The organism is Thermopetrobacter sp. TC1, assembly GCF_000746275.1.
Lineage (GTDB): Bacteria > Pseudomonadota > Alphaproteobacteria > Rhizobiales > Aestuariivirgaceae > Thermopetrobacter.
The window spans coordinates 98,079-120,476 of record NZ_JQKX01000020.1; the positions used below are offsets into that span (position 1 = coordinate 98,079).

General features: G+C 60.1%; 17 protein-coding genes, 2 tRNA genes and 1 pseudogene. 16 read left to right on the top strand and 4 right to left on the bottom strand.

The annotated features are described in order from the left end of the window. Positions 1–57: 57 nt before the first annotated feature. Positions 58–225: a hypothetical protein gene (locus EK16_RS02625; protein ID WP_156098443.1), complete on the bottom strand. Its 168-nt coding sequence runs from the start codon at positions 223–225 to the stop codon at positions 58–60. A gap of 586 nt (positions 226–811) precedes the next feature. Between EK16_RS02625 and clpS the strand changes: the two genes are divergently transcribed. The 11 genes from clpS (at position 812) to EK16_RS02685 (ending at position 14,806) form a co-directional block, all read left to right on the top strand. Then, a complete protein-coding gene (gene clpS, locus EK16_RS02630) occupies positions 812–1,129 on the top strand; it encodes an ATP-dependent Clp protease adapter ClpS (protein WP_038034421.1) in 318 nt (105 codons plus the stop codon). Between the two features lie 9 nt (positions 1,130–1,138). Then, positions 1,139–3,568, top strand: a complete 2,430-nt coding sequence (clpA, locus tag EK16_RS02635) for an ATP-dependent Clp protease ATP-binding subunit ClpA (RefSeq protein WP_038034425.1) — start codon at positions 1,139–1,141, stop codon at positions 3,566–3,568. A gap of 727 nt (positions 3,569–4,295) precedes the next feature. Beyond that, positions 4,296–5,873 (top strand): methionine--tRNA ligase, encoded by a 1,578-nt coding sequence (metG, locus tag EK16_RS02640; RefSeq protein ID WP_038034554.1) that lies wholly within the window; start codon positions 4,296–4,298, stop codon positions 5,871–5,873. Continuing rightward, positions 5,870–6,727, top strand: coding sequence for a TatD family hydrolase (locus EK16_RS02645; protein ID WP_051928817.1), 858 nt, complete (start codon positions 5,870–5,872; stop codon positions 6,725–6,727). Before metG ends, EK16_RS02645 begins: the two co-directional genes overlap by 4 nt. Before the next feature lie 63 nt (positions 6,728–6,790). Continuing rightward, positions 6,791–7,768: an MBL fold metallo-hydrolase gene (locus EK16_RS02650; protein WP_038034426.1), complete on the top strand. Its 978-nt coding sequence runs from the start codon at positions 6,791–6,793 to the stop codon at positions 7,766–7,768. A 140-nt stretch (positions 7,769–7,908) separates the two neighbouring features. Then, the gene (locus EK16_RS02655) at positions 7,909–8,628 is read left to right on the top strand and encodes a sulfite exporter TauE/SafE family protein (protein ID WP_038034558.1); all 720 of its coding nucleotides are present in this window, start codon (positions 7,909–7,911) and stop codon (positions 8,626–8,628) included. A 485-nt stretch (positions 8,629–9,113) separates the two neighbouring features. Continuing rightward, a complete protein-coding gene (locus tag EK16_RS02665; protein ID WP_038034433.1) occupies positions 9,114–9,722 on the top strand; it encodes a class I SAM-dependent methyltransferase in 609 nt (202 codons plus the stop codon). A 196-nt stretch (positions 9,723–9,918) separates the two neighbouring features. Then, positions 9,919–10,773 (top strand): posphoenolpyruvate synthetase regulatory kinase/phosphorylase PpsR, encoded by an 855-nt coding sequence (locus EK16_RS02670; RefSeq protein WP_051928832.1) that lies wholly within the window; start codon positions 9,919–9,921, stop codon positions 10,771–10,773. 24 nt (positions 10,774–10,797) lie between these two features. After that, positions 10,798–13,176, top strand: coding sequence for a phosphoenolpyruvate synthase (ppsA, locus tag EK16_RS02675; RefSeq protein WP_038034437.1), 2,379 nt, complete (start codon positions 10,798–10,800; stop codon positions 13,174–13,176). Positions 13,177–13,301: 125 nt separating this feature from the next. Further along, the gene (locus EK16_RS02680) at positions 13,302–14,153 is read left to right on the top strand and encodes a KaiC domain-containing protein (protein WP_051928818.1); all 852 of its coding nucleotides are present in this window, start codon (positions 13,302–13,304) and stop codon (positions 14,151–14,153) included. Next, positions 14,150–14,806, top strand: coding sequence for a hypothetical protein (locus tag EK16_RS02685; protein ID WP_038034443.1), 657 nt, complete (start codon positions 14,150–14,152; stop codon positions 14,804–14,806). Before EK16_RS02680 ends, EK16_RS02685 begins: the two co-directional genes overlap by 4 nt. Before the next feature lie 749 nt (positions 14,807–15,555). On the opposite strand, the gene glmS is transcribed toward EK16_RS02685, so the two are convergent. From glmS to EK16_RS11305, 3 genes are all read right to left on the bottom strand, one after another. After that, positions 15,556–17,379, bottom strand: coding sequence for a glutamine--fructose-6-phosphate transaminase (isomerizing) (gene glmS, locus EK16_RS02690; protein ID WP_038034446.1), 1,824 nt, complete (start codon positions 17,377–17,379; stop codon positions 15,556–15,558). 235 nt (positions 17,380–17,614) lie between these two features. After that, positions 17,615–18,970, bottom strand: coding sequence for a bifunctional UDP-N-acetylglucosamine diphosphorylase/glucosamine-1-phosphate N-acetyltransferase GlmU (glmU, locus tag EK16_RS02695; protein ID WP_038034451.1), 1,356 nt, complete (start codon positions 18,968–18,970; stop codon positions 17,615–17,617). A gap of 160 nt (positions 18,971–19,130) precedes the next feature. Beyond that, positions 19,131–19,862 carry a PilZ domain-containing protein gene (locus tag EK16_RS11305; protein ID WP_051928819.1) on the bottom strand — a complete coding sequence of 244 codons (732 nt, stop codon included), beginning with the start codon at positions 19,860–19,862 and terminating at the stop codon, positions 19,131–19,133. Between the two features lie 266 nt (positions 19,863–20,128). Here EK16_RS11305 and EK16_RS02705 point away from each other — a divergent pair. The 5 genes and pseudogenes from EK16_RS02705 to EK16_RS02725 all read left to right on the top strand — a co-directional run. Continuing rightward, positions 20,129–20,205: transfer RNA gene (locus EK16_RS02705), tRNA-Pro, on the top strand. A gap of 60 nt (positions 20,206–20,265) precedes the next feature. Then, positions 20,266–20,571, top strand: a complete 306-nt coding sequence (locus EK16_RS02710) for an ETC complex I subunit (protein ID WP_038034454.1) — start codon at positions 20,266–20,268, stop codon at positions 20,569–20,571. A gap of 120 nt (positions 20,572–20,691) precedes the next feature. Further along, positions 20,692–20,768 (top strand) — tRNA-Arg (locus tag EK16_RS02715). Positions 20,769–21,277: 509 nt separating this feature from the next. Next, positions 21,278–21,841, top strand: a complete 564-nt coding sequence (locus tag EK16_RS02720; protein WP_038034456.1) for a hypothetical protein — start codon at positions 21,278–21,280, stop codon at positions 21,839–21,841. A 69-nt stretch (positions 21,842–21,910) separates the two neighbouring features. Next, positions 21,911–22,363 (top strand): annotated as a pseudogene (locus tag EK16_RS02725) (IS5 family transposase); the annotation flags it as partial. Between the last annotated feature and the right edge of the window lie 35 nt (positions 22,364–22,398).

Here is a 22,398-nt window from a genome sequence, read left to right on the forward strand (position 1 = left end):
TTTCGCCCGCCTTATGCCTGATGCCTCATGCCTCATGCCTGTTGCCTGATGCCCAGATCACGGCTGGCGCTGCCGTCTGGGCAGGCGCAGCATCATCCACACACTGACAAGAAGCATCGCCACGCTCACGCCAATCATGATGCCGGGCGCAAGCCCCTGCGCAGACAGCGCCTGCACCAGGCTGGACATGGGCAGGACGAAATCCTGTTGGGTCACGGATGCCATGAAGGGGCCTCCCGCCATTCTTGCACTCATGCCCATGCCGCCGTTTTCACCACTGGCCCGTCCTCATACAGGCGGACATCGGTGGCATTGTCGGCTGCATGGTAACCTTCTTTTCACCTGCAGGATGCGCTCATGTGCTTGCCAAAGCGTTAAAACGACGATGCAAGGGCATGCATGCACCTCTTGCAGAAATTGCAATGCTCTATTGGCTGCAATCACACGTCATGGTCGCACCCATGAGCGCATATCGCGCGGACCCGGCTGCGGAATGAGCCCCTTTCCGGTGCGCAGCATTCTGTGTATGGCATTGAGGACGCGGCCTTTTTGCTTCTGGTCGGAAACAACACTTTTGTCATTTGCTCATCCGCGCGTGATCCGATAGATTCCCCGTTGATGCGGTGCTAGTGTGTCGCTTGCGCTTCAAGGATGGCACCGCCAGGCCGGGCATGCATGCCCGCATGAAGAGTGCTGGGGCTTGCGGTGCGGTTACCGTGTCAACACATGAGGGTTTGGCGGGTTTTGCGCCCGGCGAAATCGGTTGTAAGATGATATTCGAGAGCATGACGGGAGACGGCCAGCGAAAGCCATGAGCAACGCGCCAGATCGCAAGACGGACACAGGGCTTAAGGAGAAGACCCGCCCCAAGGTGGAAAAACCGCGGCTTTACAAGGTCCTCCTGCTCAATGACGATTACACGCCCATGGATTTCGTGGTGCACGTTCTGCAGCGGTTCTTCAACAAGGGGCGGGAAGAGGCCACGCGGATCATGCTCACCGTGCATTACAAGGGGGTCGGGGTCTGCGGCGTCTATCCGCGGGAGGTCGCAGAAACGAAGGTCAATCAGGTGATGGATCTGGCCCGGCGCCACGAACATCCCCTGCAGTGTATCATGGAAAGGGAGTAGGCCCCGCAAATGCCGACGTTTTCGCGCTCACTGGAGCAGGCCCTGCACAGGGCACTGGCCATCGCCAACGAATACCGGCACGAGTATGCCACGCTGGAGCATCTGCTGCTGTCGCTGATCGACGATGTGGATGCCTCCGCCGTCATGCGCGCCTGCAACGTCGATCTTGATGTGCTGCGCCGGCAGCTGGAGAGCTATCTGGAGAACGAGCTGGCCAGCCTCGTGACCGACTCCGGCGATGATGCCCGCCCGACAACGGCCTTCCAGCGGGTGATTCAGCGCGCGGTCATCCATGTGCAGACGTCCGGTCGCGAGGAAGTGACCGGCGCCAATGTGCTCGTTGCCATCTTTGCCGAGCGTGAAAGCCACGCGGCCTATTTCCTGCAGGAACAGGACATGACGCGCTACGATGCCGTGAACTACATCTCCCACGGCATCGCCAAGCGTCCCGGTGCCTCGCGCTCGCGGCCCGTTTTGGGCGTGGATCGCGATGAGGACGACATCGCCGGCCTTTCGCGCATGTCCTCGGCCTATGACGATGACGACGAGGGCGAGGATGAGGGCCTTGATCTTGACGACAACGATGATGCGGACGGCGACAAGCCCAAGACGGAGGCGCTGGATGCCTACTGCATCAACCTGAACCAGAAGGCGAAGGACGGCAAGATCGATCCCCTCATCGGCCGCGAGCAGGAGGTGCGGCGCACCATTCAGGTGCTCTGCCGCCGGCAGAAGAACAACCCGCTGCTTGTGGGTGATCCCGGCGTGGGCAAGACGGCCATCGCCGAGGGCCTGGCCAAGCGCATTGTCGATGGGCAGGTGCCCGATGTGCTGAAGGACTGCACCATCTTCCAGCTCGACATGGGCGTGCTGCTGGCCGGCACCCGCTATCGCGGCGATTTCGAGGAGCGCATCAAGGCCGTCATCAAGGAGATCGAGAACTATCCGGGCGCCATTCTCTTCATCGACGAGATCCACACCGTTATCGGCGCCGGCGCCACCTCCGGCGGCGCCATGGATGCGTCCAACCTGCTCAAGCCCGCGCTGGCTTCGGGCAGCCTGCGCTGCATCGGCTCCACCACCTACAAGGAATACCGCCAGCACTTCGAGAAGGACCGCGCCCTGGTGCGGCGTTTCCAGAAGATCGACATCAACGAGCCGTCCATCGCCGACACCATCAAGATCCTGAAGGGCTTGAAGCCTTATTTCGAGGAGCATCACAAGGTGCGCTACACCAACGAGGCCATCCGCACCGCGGTGGAGCTCTCGGCCCGCTACATGTCGGACCGCAAGCTGCCGGACAAGGCCATTGACGTCATCGACGAAACCGGCGCCTCGCAGATGCTCCTTCCGGAATCCAAGCGCAAGACCACCATCGGCGTGAAGGACATCGAGGCCACCGTGGCCGCCATGGCCCGCATCCCGCCGAAATCGGTCTCGCGCGATGACGCGCGCATCCTCAAGAACCTGGCCGATGAGCTCAAGCGTGTCGTATTCGGTCAGGATCAGGCCATCGAGGCCCTAAGCTCCGCCATCAAGTTGGCGCGCGCAGGCTTACGCGAACCGGAAAAGCCCATCGGCTGCTATCTCTTCTCCGGCCCCACCGGCGTGGGCAAGACAGAGGTGGCCCGTCAGCTCGCCCAGCTGCTCGGGGTGGAGCTCATCCGCTTTGACATGTCGGAATACATGGAGCGGCATTCGGTCTCGCGGCTGATCGGCGCACCGCCCGGCTATGTCGGCTTCGATCAGGGCGGCCTGCTCACCGATGCCATCGACCAGCATCCGCATGCGGTGCTGTTGCTGGACGAGATCGAAAAGGCCCATCCCGATCTCTTCAACATCCTGCTGCAGGTGATGGATCACGGCAAGCTCACCGACAACAACGGCAAGACGGTGGATTTCCGCAACGTGATCCTGATCATGACCACCAACGCCGGTGCGGCCGATCTGGCCAAGCAGGCCTTCGGCTTCACCCGCTCCAAGCGCGAGGGCGACGACGAGGAGGCCATCCGCCGCCTCTTCACGCCGGAGTTCCGCAACCGGCTCGATGCCATCATACCTTTTGCGCATCTCACGCCGGAGATCGTGCGCCAGATCGTGCAGAAGTTCGTCCTGCAGCTGGAGGCGCAGCTGGCCGAGCGGCAGGTCAACATCGAGCTGTCGGACAAGGCGGCCGACTGGCTGGCGCGCGAGGGCTATGATCAGCAAATGGGCGCCCGTCCGCTCGCCCGCGTCATTCAGGAGCATATCAAGAAGCCGCTTGCGGAAGAGGTGCTCTTCGGGCGCCTGGTCAAGGGCGGCACCGTGCGCATCGATCTCAAGACCGACCGCAAGACCGGCGCGGAGAAGCTCACTTTCACCTATCTCTCACGCGAACAGGAAAAGGCGCGCCCCAGGGGCCGCAAGCCACGCAAAAAGCCCAAGCCCGCCAAGGCCTGATCATGCATACCTGATCATACGACAAGACGCATACCGTCATACCGGCGAAAGCCCAGTCGTGTCCAAGAAAATTCAGGAAGCGTGCTGTTGACGCCAAATCGACCGAGGAAAAAAAGACTTTCCATGAGTTAGGGATTGATTGTTTAACTCATTGATAAATCACAAGAAAACGTCATTACCGGGCCTTGTCCCGGCAATCCAGGGCCAGGGATGAGGCGTTTTTGGTGGGCGATGGTGCTCACCAGCAGGCTTGATCTGAACCGTATGGATATAAAATGCCGGAACGGGATTTTATCCCGTTCCGGAACATTTTGGCGGGGTATATTACCCCGCCACCCATGCTATAGGCGGGGTAGAAAACCCCGCCGAAACGTTCCGGAAGGATGTACAACATCCTTCCGGCGGTAGACCTAAGGCTTTTGCCGGGCTGACAATAAAGATGGCAATGGTGTGTCGTGTAGCGTGGACAAAACCGATGCCCTAGGCCATGCCGGAAGGACGCGCGCGTCCTTCCGGCTTTTTTCGTTTAAGGACAAGACCGGCCCATGAAGCGCAAACTGGTGCCGACGGGGCTTGAAATGACCCGGATGTGGGGGCACAACCGTCTGGCAGAAAAGACTCCCTTGCCGCCGTGGCGTTCTAGCAGCTGCCCCAATCAGCAGCTGGCCTCATGGTCGCGGCAGGGCAGGGCAGCAATGTGACCGGTTTGATCAGCAGCAGGGCCGCCATGAACACGCAAGCGAAGGGTGAAAAACCGAAATTCTACATCACCACCGCCATTTCCTATCCCAATGGCGATCCGCACATCGGCCATGCCTACGAGGCGCTGGCAACGGATGCGCTGGCGCGCTTCAAGCGGCTGGATGGCCATGATGTCTTTTTCCTCACCGGCACGGACGAACATGGCCAGAAAATCCAGCAGACGGCGGCGAAACACGGCATGACGCCGCGCGAGTTCGTGGACATGATGGCGCCGAAGTTCATGAAGATGGTCGAGGCGCTCAACTGTTCCAACGATGATTTCATCCGCACCACCGAAGAGCGGCACATCCGCTCCGTGCAGGAGCTGTGGCGGCGCATGGCGGCCAACGGCGACATCTATCTTGGCAAATACGCCGGATGGTATTCCGTGCGTGATGAGGCCTATTACGCCGAGGACGAGCTGATCGAGGGCGAAAACGGCCAGAAACTGGCGCCCACGGGCACGGAAGTGCAGTGGATGGAGGAGGAAAGCTATTTCTTCCGCCTTTCCGCCTATCAGGACAAGCTTCTGGACTACTACGAGAAGAACCCGGACTTCATCGGCCCGCCGGAGCGGCGCAACGAGGTGATATCCTTCGTCAAATCGGGGCTTCAGGATCTCTCCATCTCCCGCACCACCTTCGACTGGGGCATTCCGGTGCCGGATGCGCCGGGGCATGTGATGTATGTGTGGGTGGATGCGCTGACCAACTATCTTTCCGGCGTGGGCTTTCCGGATGAGAGCAATCCGCGCTGGAAATACTGGCCGGCCGACCTGCACGTGATCGGCAAGGACATCATCCGCTTCCATGCCGTCTACTGGCCGGCGTTCCTGATGAGCGCGGGCGTTGAACTGCCCAGAAGGGTCTATGGCCACGGCTTTCTGTTCAACCGCGGCCAGAAGATGTCGAAATCCATCGGCAATGTGGTCAGCCCCTTCGACCTCATCGAGGAATACGGCGTCGATAGCGTGCGTTATTTCTTCCTGCGCGAGGTGCCCTTCGGGCAGGACGGTAACTATTCGCACGAGGCCATTGTCAACCGCATCAACGCCGATCTTGCCAACGATCTCGGCAACCTGGCGCAGCGCTCCCTGTCGATGATTTACAAGTATTGTGACGGCGCCATCCCGGAACCTGGAGAATTCACCAAGGAAGACAAGGCATTATTGGATCAGGTTGACAACCTGCTTGAAGAAGTGCGCGCCCATCACGAGGTGCAGGCCCTGCACAAGGCGCTGGATGCCATCTTCCGCGCCGTGGGTGAGGCCAACCGCTATTTCGCATCACAGGAGCCCTGGGCCTTGCGCAAGACCGATCCGGAGCGGATGAAGACAGTGCTCTATGTGACGGCGGAAGTGGTGCGCCAGTTCGGCATTCTCATTCAGCCCTACATGCCGGCATCGGGGGCGAGCATGCTCAATCTCGTCGGCGCCGGAGAGAATGAGCGTGATTTCGCCGCGCTGGGTGAGGTGGGCAGGCTGCCGCCGGGACGGAAAATCGAAAAACCCACGCCGGTGTTCCCGCGCTATGTGGAGAAAGACGAGCAGGGCAAGCAGGCATGAGCGGAAAGAAGAAAAAGCGCGACCTGCCGCCCATCGCGCCGGTGGGGGCGCCGTTTGTCGATTCGCATTGCCATCTCACATACGGCACCCTGGGCAAGGACGTTGAGGCCGTTGTGCAGCGCGCGCACGAAGTGGGCGTGGCCGGCATGCTCACCATTTCCACCAAGCTGGAGACTTTCCCCGAAGTGCTGGCCATGGCCGAGCGTTTCCCCGGCGTGTGGGCCAGCGTGGGCACGCATCCGCACCATGCGGAAAGTGAAAAGGACGTGGTGAGTGCGGCGAAGCTTGTGGATCTGGCCGCGCATCCGAAGGTAATCGCCATCGGTGAGGCGGGGCTGGACTATTTCTATGACCGCAGCCCGCGGGATATTCAGCAGGCGGTGTTTCGAGAACACATCGCGGCTGCGCGCGAAACCGGCCTGCCGCTGGTCATCCACACCCGTGAGGCGGAAGAGGACACGGCGGCCATCCTGGAGGAGGAAACGGCCAGGGGGCCCTTTCCGTTCGTCATGCACTGCTTCTCCTCAGCCCCGTGGCTGGCGGAGAAGGCGCTGGAGCTTGGCGGTTATGTTTCGTTTTCCGGCATCGTGACCTTCAAGAAAGGCGAATCTGTGCGCGAGGCGGCGACACGGACGCCCTTGGAGCGCATGCTGGTGGAGACAGACGCGCCGTTTCTGGCGCCGGAGCCCTATCGCGGGCGGGTGTGCGAGCCGGCGCATGCGGCGGTGACCCTCCGCTATCTCGCCGATCTGAAGGGCGTTTCCGCGGAAGACCTGGCGCGCATCACCTCTGAAAACTTCTTCAGGCTGTTTGCCAGGGCCGAGCCGCCGGCGGCCTTCCGTAAGGCGGCATAGAGACAAAAGGGCAGGGCAAGGCGCATAAAGGGCGAGAGGCAAGGCGCAAAAGACAGGGCTGGCATGGGCGATATTTTCCGCTTCACCATTCTTGGCTGTTCTTCTTCCGGCGGTGTGCCGCGCATCGGCAACGACTGGGGGGTGTGCGATCCTGCCGAGCCGAAAAACCGCCGCCGCCGCTGTTCGCTGCTCGTGCGCCGCATCCGTGAAACCGGACCGGATCAGACCGCAGAGCGCCAACAGAAGGCAGACCAGCCCATCGCCGAGGATGGCGCCCATCACGGTCCGAACGGACCGGCGGCGGGAGAAAGGCCGCCATCACTGCCGCCCGGCATGCCGCCGCCCAAGATCGACGATCCGCAACGGGAGAGGGAAACCCGCGTGCTTATCGACACGTCTCCGGACTTGCGCGAACAGTTGCTCAGCGCCGGTGTGGGCGTGCTGGATGCGGTGCTCTATACCCATGAGCATGCCGATCACATCCATGGCATCGATGATCTGCGCGGGGTCTATTTCAACCGCGGGCGCCGGCGCGTGCCCTGCTATGCCAATGACCGCACCGCCAACATCCTCGTCAACCGCTTTGGCTATTGTTTTTACACGCCGCCCGGCTCTGCCTATCCGCCCATCGCCGAGCTCAACCGCATCGAGGAATTCGTGCCCGTCACCATCGATGGCGCCGGCGGCGCAATCACGGCCCTGCCCATCGACCTGGAACACGGACACTTCCATTCCTTTGGTTTCATTATTAATGGCGTGGCCTATACGCCCGATCTCAACGGCATTCCTGAGGCCACCATCCCGCATCTGCAGGGGCTGAAGGTGTGGATCGTCGATGCCCTCCGCCCGGGGCCAAAGCCGCATCCCACGCATTTCATCCTGGAAGAGACCCTGCAGTGGATTGAGCGCCTCAAGCCCGAACGCGCCATCCTCACCAATCTCCACACCCTCATGGACTATCGCACACTAAAGGAGACCTTGCCGGAGGGGGTGGAGCCGGCCTATGACGGCCTCACCATCGACCTGCCCGTTCTCTCCTGATCCGGGCAGGGCAGGGCAAAGGCTTAGGGCGCGAAGAAGAGAAGCGCTGTGCTGCCGTCGCACCGGTTTTTTTTTCAGGAAAACGGAGCGGAATGCGCCATTTTTAAGCCTTTTTGAGCCGATCATCGGGGATGTCCGCCATGCTGGAAACGCTCACCGTTCTGTTGCTTGGCTTTCTCATCGGCATGCGCCATGCCCTGGAGAGCGATCATCTCGCCGCCGTCGCCACCATGGCCACGCAGGCTGAGACCGTGCGCCAGACCATGAAGCTGGGCATGACCTGGGGCGTGGGTCATACGCTCACGCTTTTCCTGCTGGGCTCCGTTGTCCTGTTCATGGACGGCATCGTGCCGGAGCGTTTCGCCAGCGGCCTTGAGCTCATCGTCGGCGTCATGCTCGTCATCCTCGGGCTGGACGTGATCCGGCGCATGCGCAAACGCCGCGTGCACTTTCATGTTCACGAGCATGAAGACGGCATCCGCCATTTTCACGCCCATGCCCATGACGGCACCATGCCGCACGATCGCGATCCCCATCACCATGTGCATGTTTCCGGGCTGACCTGGCGCGCCCTCATTGTCGGCATGGTGCATGGCGCCGCCGGCACCGCCGCGCTGGTGCTGCTGACCCTGCAGACCATTCACAACGTGCCGCTGGGCCTGCTCTATATCCTCGTGTTCGGCCTGGGCTCGGTGCTCGGCATGGGGATTGTATCCGTCATCATCAGCCTGCCGCTTCTCGCCACCGCCAATCGCGGCCTGACGCGCTATCATACCGCCCTGCAGCTTGGCATCGGTCTTCTCACCTTCGCCTATGGCCTCGTCATCATCTGGCAACTGGCCCCGGACGTTTTCGGCTAAAAGGGCAGGGTAAGCCCTCACCCCACACGCCACGATAATGATCGTCATACGGGCGAAAGCCCAGTGGTATCCAACTAAATTAGTCTATGCCTTGTGAATGATTTTCACCATTAAAAGTGTAAGCACGAATGCCGGAACGGGATTTTATCCCGTTCCGGAACGTTTTGGCGGGGTATATTACCCCGCCAATCCATACCTTGGGCGGGGTTGTAAACCCCGCCGAAATGTTCCGGAAGGATGTACAACATCCTTCCGGCGGTAAAATCCATTTTAAACTCTTGCCCTACACGCCACGACACCCCCGTCGCCATACTGGCGAAAGCCGGTATCGCAAGCCGTTTACCATCGCCGGAAGCTTCTTGCCTTCCATCTACCTTAAGCGTGCTTGCCTTTTCGCCTGTCTCTGTCATCATGATTGCCGCTCACTTTCTGTGCGGGCGCCTGTGTTGAGATGACCGATGATGACTGGTGATCCCGGAGTGATCATGACGGACAGGGAGCGCTTCTTTCCCGCCACATCCATGCCCGATGAGGACTGGTGGCGCATGCTCTGGGCCGAGCCGCAGCATGTGCTGAAGCGCCTGGGGCTTCAAAAAGGCATGCAGGCGGTGGATCTCTGTTGCGGCTATGGCTGGTTCACTCTGCCCATGGCCCAGGTTCTGGGCGCGGGCAGGGTTACGGCCATAGACATCGAACCGGCCATGATTGCCGCGGCCCAAAAGCGCCTGCAGGCCCTGAACGCACCTGCCGTGAACTGGATCACCGGCTGCGCTCAGGAGCTGGACAAGGCCCTGCCGCCGCAGTCGCAGGATTTCGTCTTCATCGCCAACACCTTCCACGGCGTGCCCGAGAAAGAGGCGCTCACCCGTGTTGTGCACCGGGTGCTTAAACCCCGTGGCCTTTTTGTCATCGTCAACTGGCACGCGCATCCCCGGGAACAGACCTGCGTCCTCGGCCGCCCGCGCGGGCCCGCCACGGAATTGCGCATGCCGCCCGCAGCTGTGTGCGCGATCGTGGAAAAGGCGGGCTTTGCCCTTCAGAAACAGGTGGAGCTGCCACCCTATCATTATGGCCTTGTCTTTTCCCGCCAGTAACGTAAGGGGCCGTTCTGCGCCGTGCCGGAACATCAAATGTTCATGCCATACACGCCAAAAGGCGAAGACGAAGACGGTTGCCAAAGCCGCGATCTGGCGCAATAAACCTTGGCGAGCGATCCTTCTGGCCGGGGTGTTCTCTCCTGCGTACAATCCCACAACAGGCACGGCGATGTTCATTGCGGAGCGAGCCGTCATGGCCGGTGAGCCGAAAAGACAGGTGTTTTTCATTTCCGACGGAACGGGTCTCACCGCCTCGTCCTACGGCAAGAGCCTGCTTGCCCAGTTTCGCGACATCGCCTTCGAGACCAAGACCATCCCCTTCGTCGATACAATCGAACGCGCGCACAAGGCGGCGGAGCGCATCCGGGAAACCCAGACAAAAACCGGCACGCGCCCCATCGTTTTCAGCACCCTGGTGAAGGAGGACATCCAGCGCGTGATCGAGGAGACCGGGGCTTTCGTCATTGATCTGTTCAACGCCTTCATCGGCCCGCTGGAAAAGGAGCTTGGCGCCAAATCCGCCCATACCTTGGGCCATTCGCGCGATGTCTTCGGCGATGAGCGTTATCAGCGGCGCATCGAGGCCATCGAATTTGCGCTGAGCCATGATGATGGCGTGCGGGTGCGCGACTATGACCGGGCCGAGATCATTGTCATCGGTGTTTCCCGCTGCGGCAAGACACCGACTTCGCTCTATCTGGCCATGAATTTCTCGCTGAAGGCGTGCAACTATCCGCTCACCGGCGAGGAGCTGGAACGCGAAACCTTGCCCGCGCCCCTCGCGCCCTGGCGGGAGAAGCTGATTGGCCTGACCATTGATCCCAAGGCTCTTTCCGAAATCAGGATGAAGCGCCGGCCGAGCCCGGAATATGCCTCGCTGGCCGCCTGTCGGCGCGAGGTGCGGGCGGCGGAGCGCATTTTCCAGCACAATCGCATTCCGGTGTTCGACAGCACCGCCACCTCCATCGAGGAACTGGCGGGCAATATCCTGAAACATTACCGGCGCACACATGGCAATGGTAACGGTCTTGGCAACGGCAGCGCATGACCTGGCACATCGGAGGATGAGACCATGACGAACGGGCAGGCGGCACTGGTGCGCAGGCTGGATGAAGTGGGCATGGACGACGTGGCCGAGGTGGGCGGCAAGAACGCCTCGCTTGGTGAAATGCTGCGGCATCTCACCAAGGCCGGCGTGCGCGTGCCCGGCGGGTTCGCCACCACGGCCCATGCCTATCGGCTGTTTTTGAAGGAAAGCGGGCTGGACGAGAAGATCGCCCGGCGCCTTGAGAACCTCGATGTGCATGATATCGCCGCCCTGCGCGCCGCCGGCAGCGATATCCGCGGCTGGATCATGCAAGCGCCTTTCCCGCCGGCGCTGGATAAGGCCATCGAACAGGCCTGGCGGGCCATCCCGGATGCCGATTCCGCCAGCTGGGCGGTGCGCTCCTCTGCCACGGCCGAGGATCTGCCCGAGGCGTCCTTCGCCGGTCAGCAGGAAACGCTGTTGAACGTGCGCGGCCTTGAAAACGTGAAAAAGGCCATTCACGAGGTCTTCGCCTCGCTGTTCAACGATCGCGCCATTTCCTACCGCGTGGACAAGGGCTTCTCGCACATGGACGTGGCCCTCTCCGCTGGCGTGCAGCGCATGGTGCGCTCCGATCTCGCCTCAAGTGGCGTGCTGTTCACCATCGATACCGAAAGCGGCTTTAAGGACGTGGTGTTCATCACCGGCAGTTATGGCCTGGGCGAGATGGTGGTGCAGGGCGCGGTGGGCCCGGATGAGTTCTATGTCTGGAAGCACGGCCTTGAAGAGGGCAGGCCGGCGATCTTGCGGCGCACGCTGGGGGCGAAGGAAGAAAAGATGGTCTTCGCCGAGGACGGCGAGGAGCGCGTGCGCATCGTGCCCACCAGCGAGGAGGAGCGCCGGCACTTCTGCCTGAGTGATGAGGAGGTGATGGAGCTGGCGCGCCTGGGGCTTGCCATCGAGAAGCACTATGGCCGGCCCATGGACGTGGAATGGGCCAAGGACGGCATCGACGGGCAGCTTTACATCGTGCAGGCGCGGCCGGAGACGGTGCAGAGCCGCAAGAAGGTGGTGGAGAAATTCCGCCTGAAGGAGAAGGGCAGGGTGCTGGCCTCCGGTCGTGCCGTGGGCAGCCGCATTGGCGTGGGGCGGGCGAAGCTGCTCAACAGCCCCGATGAGATGGAGGCCTTCGAGGACGGGGATGTCCTCATCACCGACATGACCGATCCCGACTGGGAGCCGATCATGAAGCGCGCGGCCGCCATCGTCACCAATCGCGGCGGCCGCACCTGCCATGCCGCCATCATCGCGCGCGAGCTGGGCATTCCGGCGGTGGTCGGCTGTGGCGATGCCACCGAGACGGTGCCGGACGGCATTGATGTCACTGTCTCCTGCGCCGAGGGCGAGGAGGGATTCGTCTATGAAGGCCGGCTCGCCTTCGAGCACGAAGTGCATGAGCTGGAGAAAATGCCGGAAATTCCGGTCAAGATCATGATGAATGTCGGCAACCCTGACCGCGCCTTCGATTTCGCCCAGCTGCCCAATGAGGGGGTGGGGCTTGCACGCCTTGAATTCATCATCAACCAGATGATCGGCATTCATCCCAAGGCGCTTCTGGAGCTTGAAACGCTGGATGAGAAGACGCGTGCCGAAATCGAAGCGCGCATTGCCCCCTATGGCGACCCGGTGGACTTCTTCGTCAAGCGCCTGGCGGAAGGGGTCTCCACCATCGCCGCGGCCTTCTGGCCCAAGCCGGTGATCGTGCGCATGTCCGACTTCAAGTCGAACGAATACGCCAATCTCCTGGGCGGCCAGCAGTTCGAGCCGGAAGAGGAAAACCCGATGATCGGTTTTCGCGGCGCCAGCCGCTATATCTCGGCGTTCTTCCGGCCCTGCTTCGATCTTGAGTGCCGCGCCATGCGCTATGTGCGCGAGGAGATGGCCCTGTCCAACGTCAAGCTGATGATCCCCTTCGTGCGCACCTTGAAGGAAGCCACGAAAGTACTTGAAATCCTGAAGGAAAACGGCCTTGACCGCGGCAAGAACGGGCTGGACGTCATCATGATGTGCGAGCTGCCGTCCAATGCCGTGCTCGCGGATGAGTTCCTGAAGCACTTCGATGGCTTCTCCATCGGCTCCAATGACATGACGCAGCTCACCCTGGGGCTTGATCGCGATTCCGGCCTGGTGGCGGATGCCTTCGATGAGCGCGACCCGGCGGTGCTGAAAATGCTGGACATGGCCATTTCCGCCTGCCGCCGCGCCAACAAGTATGTGGGCATCTGCGGCCAGGGCCCGTCGGATCATCCCGATTTCGCCGTATGGCTGATGCAGGCCGGCATCGAGAGCATCTCGCTCAATCCGGACACGGTGGTGGAGACCTGGCTCAATCTCGCCGCCCAATCCGCGAACTCGGGAGATTGAGGCCGCACCGGCCCATCTCTTTCCGTAAGGGGCCCTGTGGCTTCCCTTGGCATGGGCGCTTTGCTGCCTATATGCCTTCTTGAAGGGGCATATTCAGGCGAAAAAGCGCACAAAGGCGGCCGGGCATGAGCGTTATTCGGGAAGCCATATCACGGGCCGGACAATCAGGGCACGGTTTGCGGCTTGAGGGCGTGCCCACGGGCGTGGCGGGCCTGGATGCGCTTTTCTATCGGGTCGAATTCAGCGAGGACGGCCCCCGGACATGCCCCTTGGGCGGGTTTCCGCGGGGAGCTGCGGTTCATGTCACCGGCATTTCCGATACGGGAAAAAGCCTCCTGGCAGAGCAATTCTGCCTGGCACAGGCCCAAAGAGGCGAGGGCGTTGTCTTCGTGACCGTGGAAAGCCCCGCGGCATTCGTGGACATGGCACTGCAGCAGCGGCGGCTGGCCATGGGGATTGATAAAGACGCGATGCAGAACATCGTCATCGTCGATGCGGCAATGCATGACGCCGTGCGCGAAGATCTGCCAACATTTCTTGCCACGGCAAAAGCGGCCCTTGAGGAAGTCAAGGCCCGGCACCTGGTCATCGATTCCCTGACCGGGCTGTATGAGGCCCGTGAGATGCAGGCGCGGTCCATTGTGCGCCGGATATACCAGTTCGTGAAGGAAAATGGCCTGACGGCCGTGCTGACGTCCCAGAAGCGCTCCGGACATGAGGAGCTTTCGGCGGAAGCTGCCGGTGGCTTTGCCGTCAGCCACATTCTGGACGTGACCCTGGTGCTGGCGAAGAAGATTGTGCTCTCCGCTGCCCAGTCGCGCCTCTGGCATGCACCGATCGGAGAAATGGTGCGATTCCTTCGCATCGACGGATCACGCCTGTGCGGACACGATACCCGCACCCATTTTCTCACGATCACCCGGGAAGGCCTGTTGCAAGTCGGCCCATCCATAGCGGCAGAAGGATCGGGACAATGAGGGAGATGCAACCCGTCAGCGGTGATGAGAGCCTGGAGGCCCTTGTGCTCCGGGTCTTTCTCAAGACCATTGATCTTGTCGGCGGCCCGCGCACGCTCGCGGAGCGGCGGCATCTGACATGGGCCAATTCGCTGATGAGCGCATCCTATATCATCGTGCTGCATGAGGAGGCGCTGAAATCAGTGAACGAAATCGCCGCCTTTCTGGGGCTTTCGCGCGCGACCGTGCAGAACGTGCTGCATGCCAATCCCGACCTGGCGCTGGCGAAGGTTCAGGACATCGCAGAAGAGGAAAAGGACATTCATGTTCATATCGCGGGCGGTCTGGCGAAACAGGCCTACAGGCTTGTGCGGCAAGGGCTGGAAGAGCCAAGGGTTCTGCGCTTCTTCATGGAATCCTTTGCCGAACTTCTCGGCATTGACTGGGCCAGCCAGGTGCTCAAGGCGATCAGGGGGCTGGAATTTCCTCTCAGCGATCCGGCCGTTCTCGCTGAACGCCTGAAAGGCGTGAAACTGAACGGCCATGATGCGGAAGACATCACGCCGCACCTGAAATATCCCATCGACACACCATCAGACTTGCTGCGCCAGCTCAGGCAGTGGCTGGAAAATCAGCAGCAGGATGCGCACGCCGGGGAAACGGAAGCAACGTGAGATGCCCCACCGTCCCATATAAAAATTTTCCATAATATATCTTATACGATTGATGGATATGTGTAGCTGCCACAAGAACGCCTCTTGGCCTGTCAGGCGACAGCTCCCCTATCACCTGCACGGGGTTTTGTTAGACCACACACATTGCCGCCTTTCTGAAAGCCATGGGTCTCAAACTCATTCATGCATTTGTGGCCTGAGATACCGTCTTCCGCCCCTTGGTATCCAATTTAAATTGCTTTGTGTGTGTGAATGATTTTCGCTACGAAGAGCGTGATTGATTACATGCTACGCAGATGCGTTTATCTAGGCAGTCTTACCCCTTTGCCCCAAACTTGAGAGGTTGTTATTTTTTATTGAGTATCAAGTACTTACGTCATGCCCGGGCGTGTCCCGGGCATCCAGGGGCGGTTTACGCATACAGGAGTGGCAGGCAGGAACGCTTCTTTCGGGCTCTGTCCTTGAAAGGGACCTCCCAATCAAAAAGCATACGGCCCAGATCAAGCCTGCTGGTGAGCACCACCGCCCACCAAAAACGCCTCATTCCTGGCCCTGGATTGCCGGGACAAGGCCCGGCAATGACGTTTTCTTTTGTTTTTCAATGAGTTAAGAAACTAGCCCCTAACTTACGGAAAGTCTTTTTTCTCGATCGATTTGACGGCAATATCATACTTCCTGAATTTCCTCGGACACCAATGAGCTTCCGCCGGTATGACGGTGTAGCTGTGACGCAATACAGGACGGTTTTGTCATTCCACCGTGACCGACTTGGCGAGGTTGCGCGGCTGATCCACGTCCGTGCCGAGGAAGACGGCGGCGTGATAGGCCAGAAGCTGCACAGGGATGGCATAGAGGATCGGCGAGACGAAGGGATCGGCTGCCGGCACCGCGATGGTCTCGAAGGCCTCTGCGCCATGGGCCCGGGCTCCTTCTTCGTCCGTGATCAGCACGATGCGGGCGCCGCGCGCCGCCACCTCCTGCATGTTGGAGACAGTCTTGTCAAACAGCTTGTCCCGCGGGGCGATGACCACCACCGGCACATTCTCGTCAATGAGCGCGATGGGCCCGTGCTTGAGCTCGCCGGCGGCATAGCCCTCGGCGTGAATATAGGAGATCTCCTTCAGCTTCAGCGCCCCTTCCAGCGCGATGGGATAGTTGATGCCACGGCCGAGATAGAGGATGTCGCGCGCATGGGCGATCTTCTGGGCCACGGTATCGATATGCGCATCCTGCTTGAGAGCGGTCACCACCAGCCGCGGCACCTCGCTTAAAGTTTTCACCAGGCGCTTTTCTTCATCCGCATCCATACAGCCGCGCATGCGTGCCAGATGAATGGCGAAGGCGGCCAGAACCGCGAGCTGGCAGGTAAAGGCCTTGGTGGAGGCCACGCCGATCTCCGGCCCGGCATAGGTGCGCAGGATCACGTCGCTTTCCCGCGCGATGGTGGATTCCGGCACGTTGACGACAGCGGCCACCACCTGCCCCTTCTCCTTGCAGTAACGCAGGGCCGCCAGCGTGTCCGCCGTCTCGCCCGATTGCGAAATGACTAGGGAAAGCCCCCCTTCCTTCAGCGGCGCCTCGCGATAGCGGAACTCCGAGGCCACATCCACCTCCACCGGCAGCCGCGCCAAACGCTCAATCCAGTATTTCGCCACCATGCCCGCATAGTGGGCGGTGCCGCAGGCGGTGATGGTGATGCGATCGATGGCGGAAAGATCAACGGGCATATCGGGCAGCGTCACCCTGCCCTCGTGAAAATTCACGTATTCGGCCAGCGTATGCCCGATCACGTCCGGCTGCTCGGCGATCTCCTTGGCCATGAAATGCCTGTGGCCGCCCTTGTCCACCAGAAGGGCCGAGGCCTGGGTGAAGCTTAAAGGGCGCACCACCTGCCGCCCCGCTTCGTCGAAGACATCGAGGCGGTCGCGCCGCACCACGGCCATGTCGCCGTCCTCGAGATAGGTCACCCGCGAGGTGAACGGGGCCAGCGCAATGGCATCCGAGCCTAAGAACATCTCACCGTCGCCATGGCCGATGGCAAGCGGCGAGCCGCGCCGCGCCGCAATCAGCAGATCATCCTCGCCCTCGAACATGATGACGAAGGCAAACGCGCCTTCCAGCATCTTCAGAACGCTGCGCACCGCCTCCTGTGGCGCCTCACCCGCCTTCAGGCGCTGATCGATGAGATGGGCGACGATCTCCGTATCCGTATCGCTCTTTACCGTCACACCGGCTTCTTCCAGCTGCGCCTTCAGCACCTGGAAATTCTCGATGATGCCGTTGTGCACGATGGCCACGGATCCGGCGATGTGCGGATGCGCATTCTCCTCCGTTGGCGCGCCATGCGTGGCCCAGCGGGTGTGCCCGATGCCGATTGTGGCCTGGCTGGGGGTTTCCTGAATGCGCGCAAGCAGGTTGTTGAGCTTGCCCGCGGCGCGCAGCCTCTTGAAACGCCCCTCTTCCAGAAACGCAATACCGGCGGAATCGTATCCGCGATATTCCAGCCGCTTTAACGCCTCATACAGGCGCATGGCCACAGGCTCGGTGCCGATGATGCCAACGATGCCGCACATGATCCCTACCGTCCGTACTTAATTTACAAAAAACCTAAGCACATATCCCAACACAATCGGGCACGTGCACCAAATACCTTCATTTCATGCACACGGCACACACATTGTCATACCTGCGAAAGCTGGTATCTCAGGCCACAAATGCATGAGTTTGCGGCACGAGACCCCGGCTTTCGCCGGGGTGACGAGGAAGTTAGCAGTCTTGTGTTGTGTAGTTTGATTCATGCCCCTCAATTCATGACGTTTTTCGGGCAAGCGCGCGCATCTTTTCACGAAAGCGCCGCGCCCATCCCGGCTTGTTCACCTGCCGCGCGCGGGCCAGCGCCAGCGCCTCCTCCGGCACATCCTCCGTGATCACGCTGCCTGAGCCGACATAGGCGCCGCGGCCGATCTTCACCGGCGCCACCAGGGAAGAGTTGGAGCCGATGAAGGCCTCCGCGCCGATGTCGGTGAAATGCTTGGAAAAGCCATCATAGTTGCAGGTGATGGTGCCGGCGCCGATGTTGGCCCGCGCGCCCACACGGGCATCGCCGATGTAGGTGAAGTGATTGACCTTCGCCCCTTCCTCCACCGTCGCCTTCTTCACCTCGACGAAATTGCCGATCTTGGCGCCTGTGGCGATCTCCGCCCCGGGGCGCAGGCGCGCGAAAGGACCGATCATGGCATGAGGGGCGATCGTGGCCTGCTCGATGTGACTGTGCGCCCGGATCACCGCGCCCTCGCCCACCGTTACACCGGGGCCGAACCACACCCAGGGCTCGATGACCACATCCGGTGCAAGCTTCGTGTCAAAGCTCAGGAAAACAGAAGTAGGATCCTGAAAGGTGGCGCCATCGCGCATGGCCTGAAGGCGCAGCCGGTTCTGCATCGCGGCCTCCGCCGCGGCCAGCTGCACGCGATCATTCACGCCCATGACCTCTTCCTCGTCACAAAGGACATGAACGACCTTGCGCCCTTCCGCCGCAGCCATGGCCACCAGGTCGGTGAGATAATACTCGCCCTTGGCATTGTCGTTGGAGACCCTGGGCAGCAAGGCGCGCAGCAGATCGGCATCAATGGCGATAATGCCGGAATTGCAAAGTCTTATCTTTTTTTCTTCATCCGTCGCATCAACTTCTTCCCGAATGCCGGTCACATCGCCCTGATCATTGAGGAGCAGCCGGCCGTAACCTGTCGGGTCCGCGGCGGTAAAGGCGAGGATGACGAGATCGGCTCCCTGCTCCTTCCGCGCCTGAACGAGGCGTTTGAGCGTCTCGCTACGGACCAGGGGCACATCGCCATAAAGAACGAGCACCGTGCCCTCAAAATGCGCAAGCTCAGGCAGAGCCTGCATGACCGCGTGCGCCGTGCCCAGCCGCTCTTTTTGCGCAACCGTAATCGCGCCGGGCAGCCAGCGCTGTGCTTCTGCCTGCACCTCAGGCGCATCCGGCGCAGTGACCACCACCGCGGGATTGGGTTCAAGCGCCGCTGCGGCATCCAGCACATGACCCAGCATCGCACGCCCGGCGATGGCATGCAGCACCTTCGGCCGGCGCGACTTCATGCGGGTGCCGAGCCCGGCAGCAAGAACAACAATGGCGACGGCATGCATGTGGCAAGGCCCCCTGCCCTCTTGATCCCTGCAATCATCCGCACCGTGTCATATGCACATGCGCCCCTAAAAAGAGGTTGCGCAAAGCGCAAAAGGCGCAGTCGCGGATTCCTTTCGGGCATTAGCAGGCCTTGCCGGGCTTGGCCAGTCGCAAGCGGAATCAGAGTTTACGCACGGTCTGCTTGAGAATCTCGGGCCGCGCCGTCTGCACGAATTCGATGGCGATTCCCGATTCGTGATGGCGCACCACCCGCCCGCGCATCTTGCCCAAGGTCACGTGCGTGCCGATGGCCGGCAGCACCGCCATGCGCACCGAGGCGCCGGACAGGGAAATATCCAGCACCTCGCACGGATAGCTGCGCCCGTCGGAAAGCACGATGCGCGACTGACCATCCTGCGGCTCGATGCGCAGATGCCGGCGGCGTTCCCGCGCGCGGCCTTCGGCCTTGGCCTTCAGCCATTCCAGGGTCTGAACCATCTTCTCGCGCCGCTTCGCCGTCATCTTCAGGGCGAGATGAAAACGCTTCCGCTCATCCGATTCGTTTTGTTCATCGCCCTCTTCGGCGTTTTTTTCGGCGTGATCGCCCGCCTTGTCCTCTTCAGCCTTCGCCTTCTGCGCATCAATGGGCGCATCCTCATCGGGATGAACGACCTTCCCTTCCAGACGGCCCACGTCTTCAAGATAAAGAACGAGCAGCGCCCCTTCTTCGGGCAGGATGTCGGCCTCAAGCTGCACTGTTTCGATATCAAGACGCGTGGCCGTGCATGCATGCTCGCTGCGATCCGGCAGCATGAAACGCCCTTTCAGCCGCATGGTGACGACCGGCGGGCTTTTTTCCGGAGTATCGGTGCGAATGGCGTCTCGCTCCTGTATGGCCTGTGCCTGAGTCATGATGCGTCGATCCGTTCCTTGTCTCCGCCCCGTGCATCCGTCCCCACCTGGACGCATCACACGAAATGTCGCCCCCTCATGCTAGGTGACAGTCGTAAACCCCGCGTTAACGCGCTGGGCGTGAAAACTCTCATGCGCGCGCAATGCGTGTACCCTTCGGCAAATCCCTCTTCAGCCTCATGCGCAAATCTGCTATGCAGCATGCGGGTTCGTTTGGAAAATCCTGACGGGGCCTTGTGCTCACGCAAGGGATCTTCGAAGAAAACCGGGGCGTAGCGCAGCCTGGTAGCGCATCTGCTTTGGGAGCAGAGGGTCGCAGGTTCAAATCCTGCCGCCCCGACCAGTATCAGAGACATGCATCGCCCAAGGGTTCAGGCGATGTTCAGGGCGGAGGCTGAAGGACATGCTCGCGCGCATCTACAGACCATCGAAGAACGCCATGCAGTCCGGCAGGGCGCGCAGCGAGACCTGGGTGCTGGAATTTGAGCCGGAGGCCCCTTATGGCCGCGATCCCTTGATGGGCTGGACGACCATGCGTGATGTGCGCCGGCAGATTTCCTTGCGCTTTCCCAGCCGTGAGGCGGCGGAAGCCTATGCCCAGGCGCATGGCATTCCCTATCGCGTTCTGCCCGAACATGCGCCCAGGCCGAAGCACAAGGCCTATGCCGACAATTTCCGCTTCGGCCGCAAGCGCAACTGGACGCACTAGGAGCTTTTATGTCACCTTGAACAGCGCGTCCAAGGAGAATGGATGCACCCCAGATCGCCACGCAGGAGGCGGAAGATAAGGGACAAGGCCGGATCCACAAGCCAGGCGCCGCCCATATACGGCCCCGTAGCTCAGCTGGATAGAGCAACGGACTTCTAATCCGTCGGTCGGAGGTTCGAATCCTCCCGGGGTCGCCAATGAATTCAATGACTTAGGTGGAGCGCTCTCCATTATCAACAACCTGGTTTACAGCTTGGTTTACAGAATTTGTACCCTGACCGTTCTGCTACTCAAAACTCAGCTCCATTCCGAACAGCATTTCGGATGGGAGAAGTGCAAACCGTAATGTTGTGCTACGGATGTGCAAAAGCTATCATTTCACAATGGAAAACGGCTCATGATTGCAAAGCGTTTATCGGGCCTTGGACCGAAAAGGAGAGTCTGAAACAGGTGCTGATTGGGGTGGTGATTAGGGAGCGCTGGGCGTCTGGCGGAAGCTGACCGGTGATCTCGAGCAGGACAGCCTGATGCTCGACGAGTGGTTCCGGAAGTGCCCCCCTGTCGGCGCAGGGCTCCGAGTTTAACACGATCTATGTGAATGGCTCCAACAACTTGCCCAATCTGCGGCAGGCGGAAGACACTTGGAAGGCCCGCCTGATCAAGGAAGCTTTCCATCAAGCGATGTAAGACGTGGAGGGCTGGTAGCGTGGAGTGGCTGGATAAAATACCAAATGGAATTTGGAATATCTTAGCAGGCTTGATCGGTTGGTTCAGCAAAACCATATTCGATGCGTGGCAGAAATCCCGCCGGCCGTTCAAGCAGGACAAAGAGCGATATGAGGCGGTGATAAATGCGATAGATCCTGTGTATCTGCACTACTTTCGGGAAGCCCCATTGAATTCAATTGAAAGTCGAGCCACCGATAGCTTGCATAATGCTTTCTATGTTCTCTCTTCAATTCGTAAGAGAAAGCCGAAGTATCTACACAAAAAACTCGATACGCTTGAAAGCGAACTTTTCGACGCATTGGCAGATGTCGTGTATTTTTTATCTATGAATCTGTTTCCTCATCGAATGCGCGGAGATATTTATACTATGTATTGGGATAATTTTGATGAATTGAACAGAAAGCATCGCGAACAATTTCAAAAAATAAAGAATGAGTTGATGAGAAAGATCGATCGTTTAATTGCCGCTTTTGAGGCTTTTCGTGATGAAGGTAACCGATTGTTTGCAGAGAAGCTTGTGAAAGAAAATTCCGATAGCTAAAGCCAATAAAATAAAAAGAAACAGAAATAGCTCCATCATTCGGGCCCACCAGCATTCGGCGGGGGCAAAAAAGGGGGCGCGGAAGACGAAGCCATCGGCCGTTCACACGGCGGATTGACGACCAAGATCCATGTGGTCACCAATGCGAAGGGACCGCCCCTCGTCATCAAGGCCACGCCCGGGCAATATGCAGACGTCAGCATGGCGCCGGTTCTGATCGAGGCTCTGCTGGAAAATTGTCATGTGGTGGCGGACAAAGACTATGACGCCGACACAGTAATCTTGCACATCACAGAGCGGGGCGGCACGGCCTATATCCCTTCCCGACGGCATCGCAAAAATCAAAGCAGCGTGCCCCGCCATATCTATCGGCTCCGCAATGCCGTTGAGAGATTCTTCAATCGGATCAAGCACTACCGCCGCATCGCCACGCGCTATGACAAGCTCGTCAGAAACTATCTCGCCGCCATAACCATCACTTCCATCAGGCTCTGGTTGAGGGAGGTGAGTGGATGTTTATGAGTCCCGCCCTAAATCGGGGCCGGAGTTTTATCCGG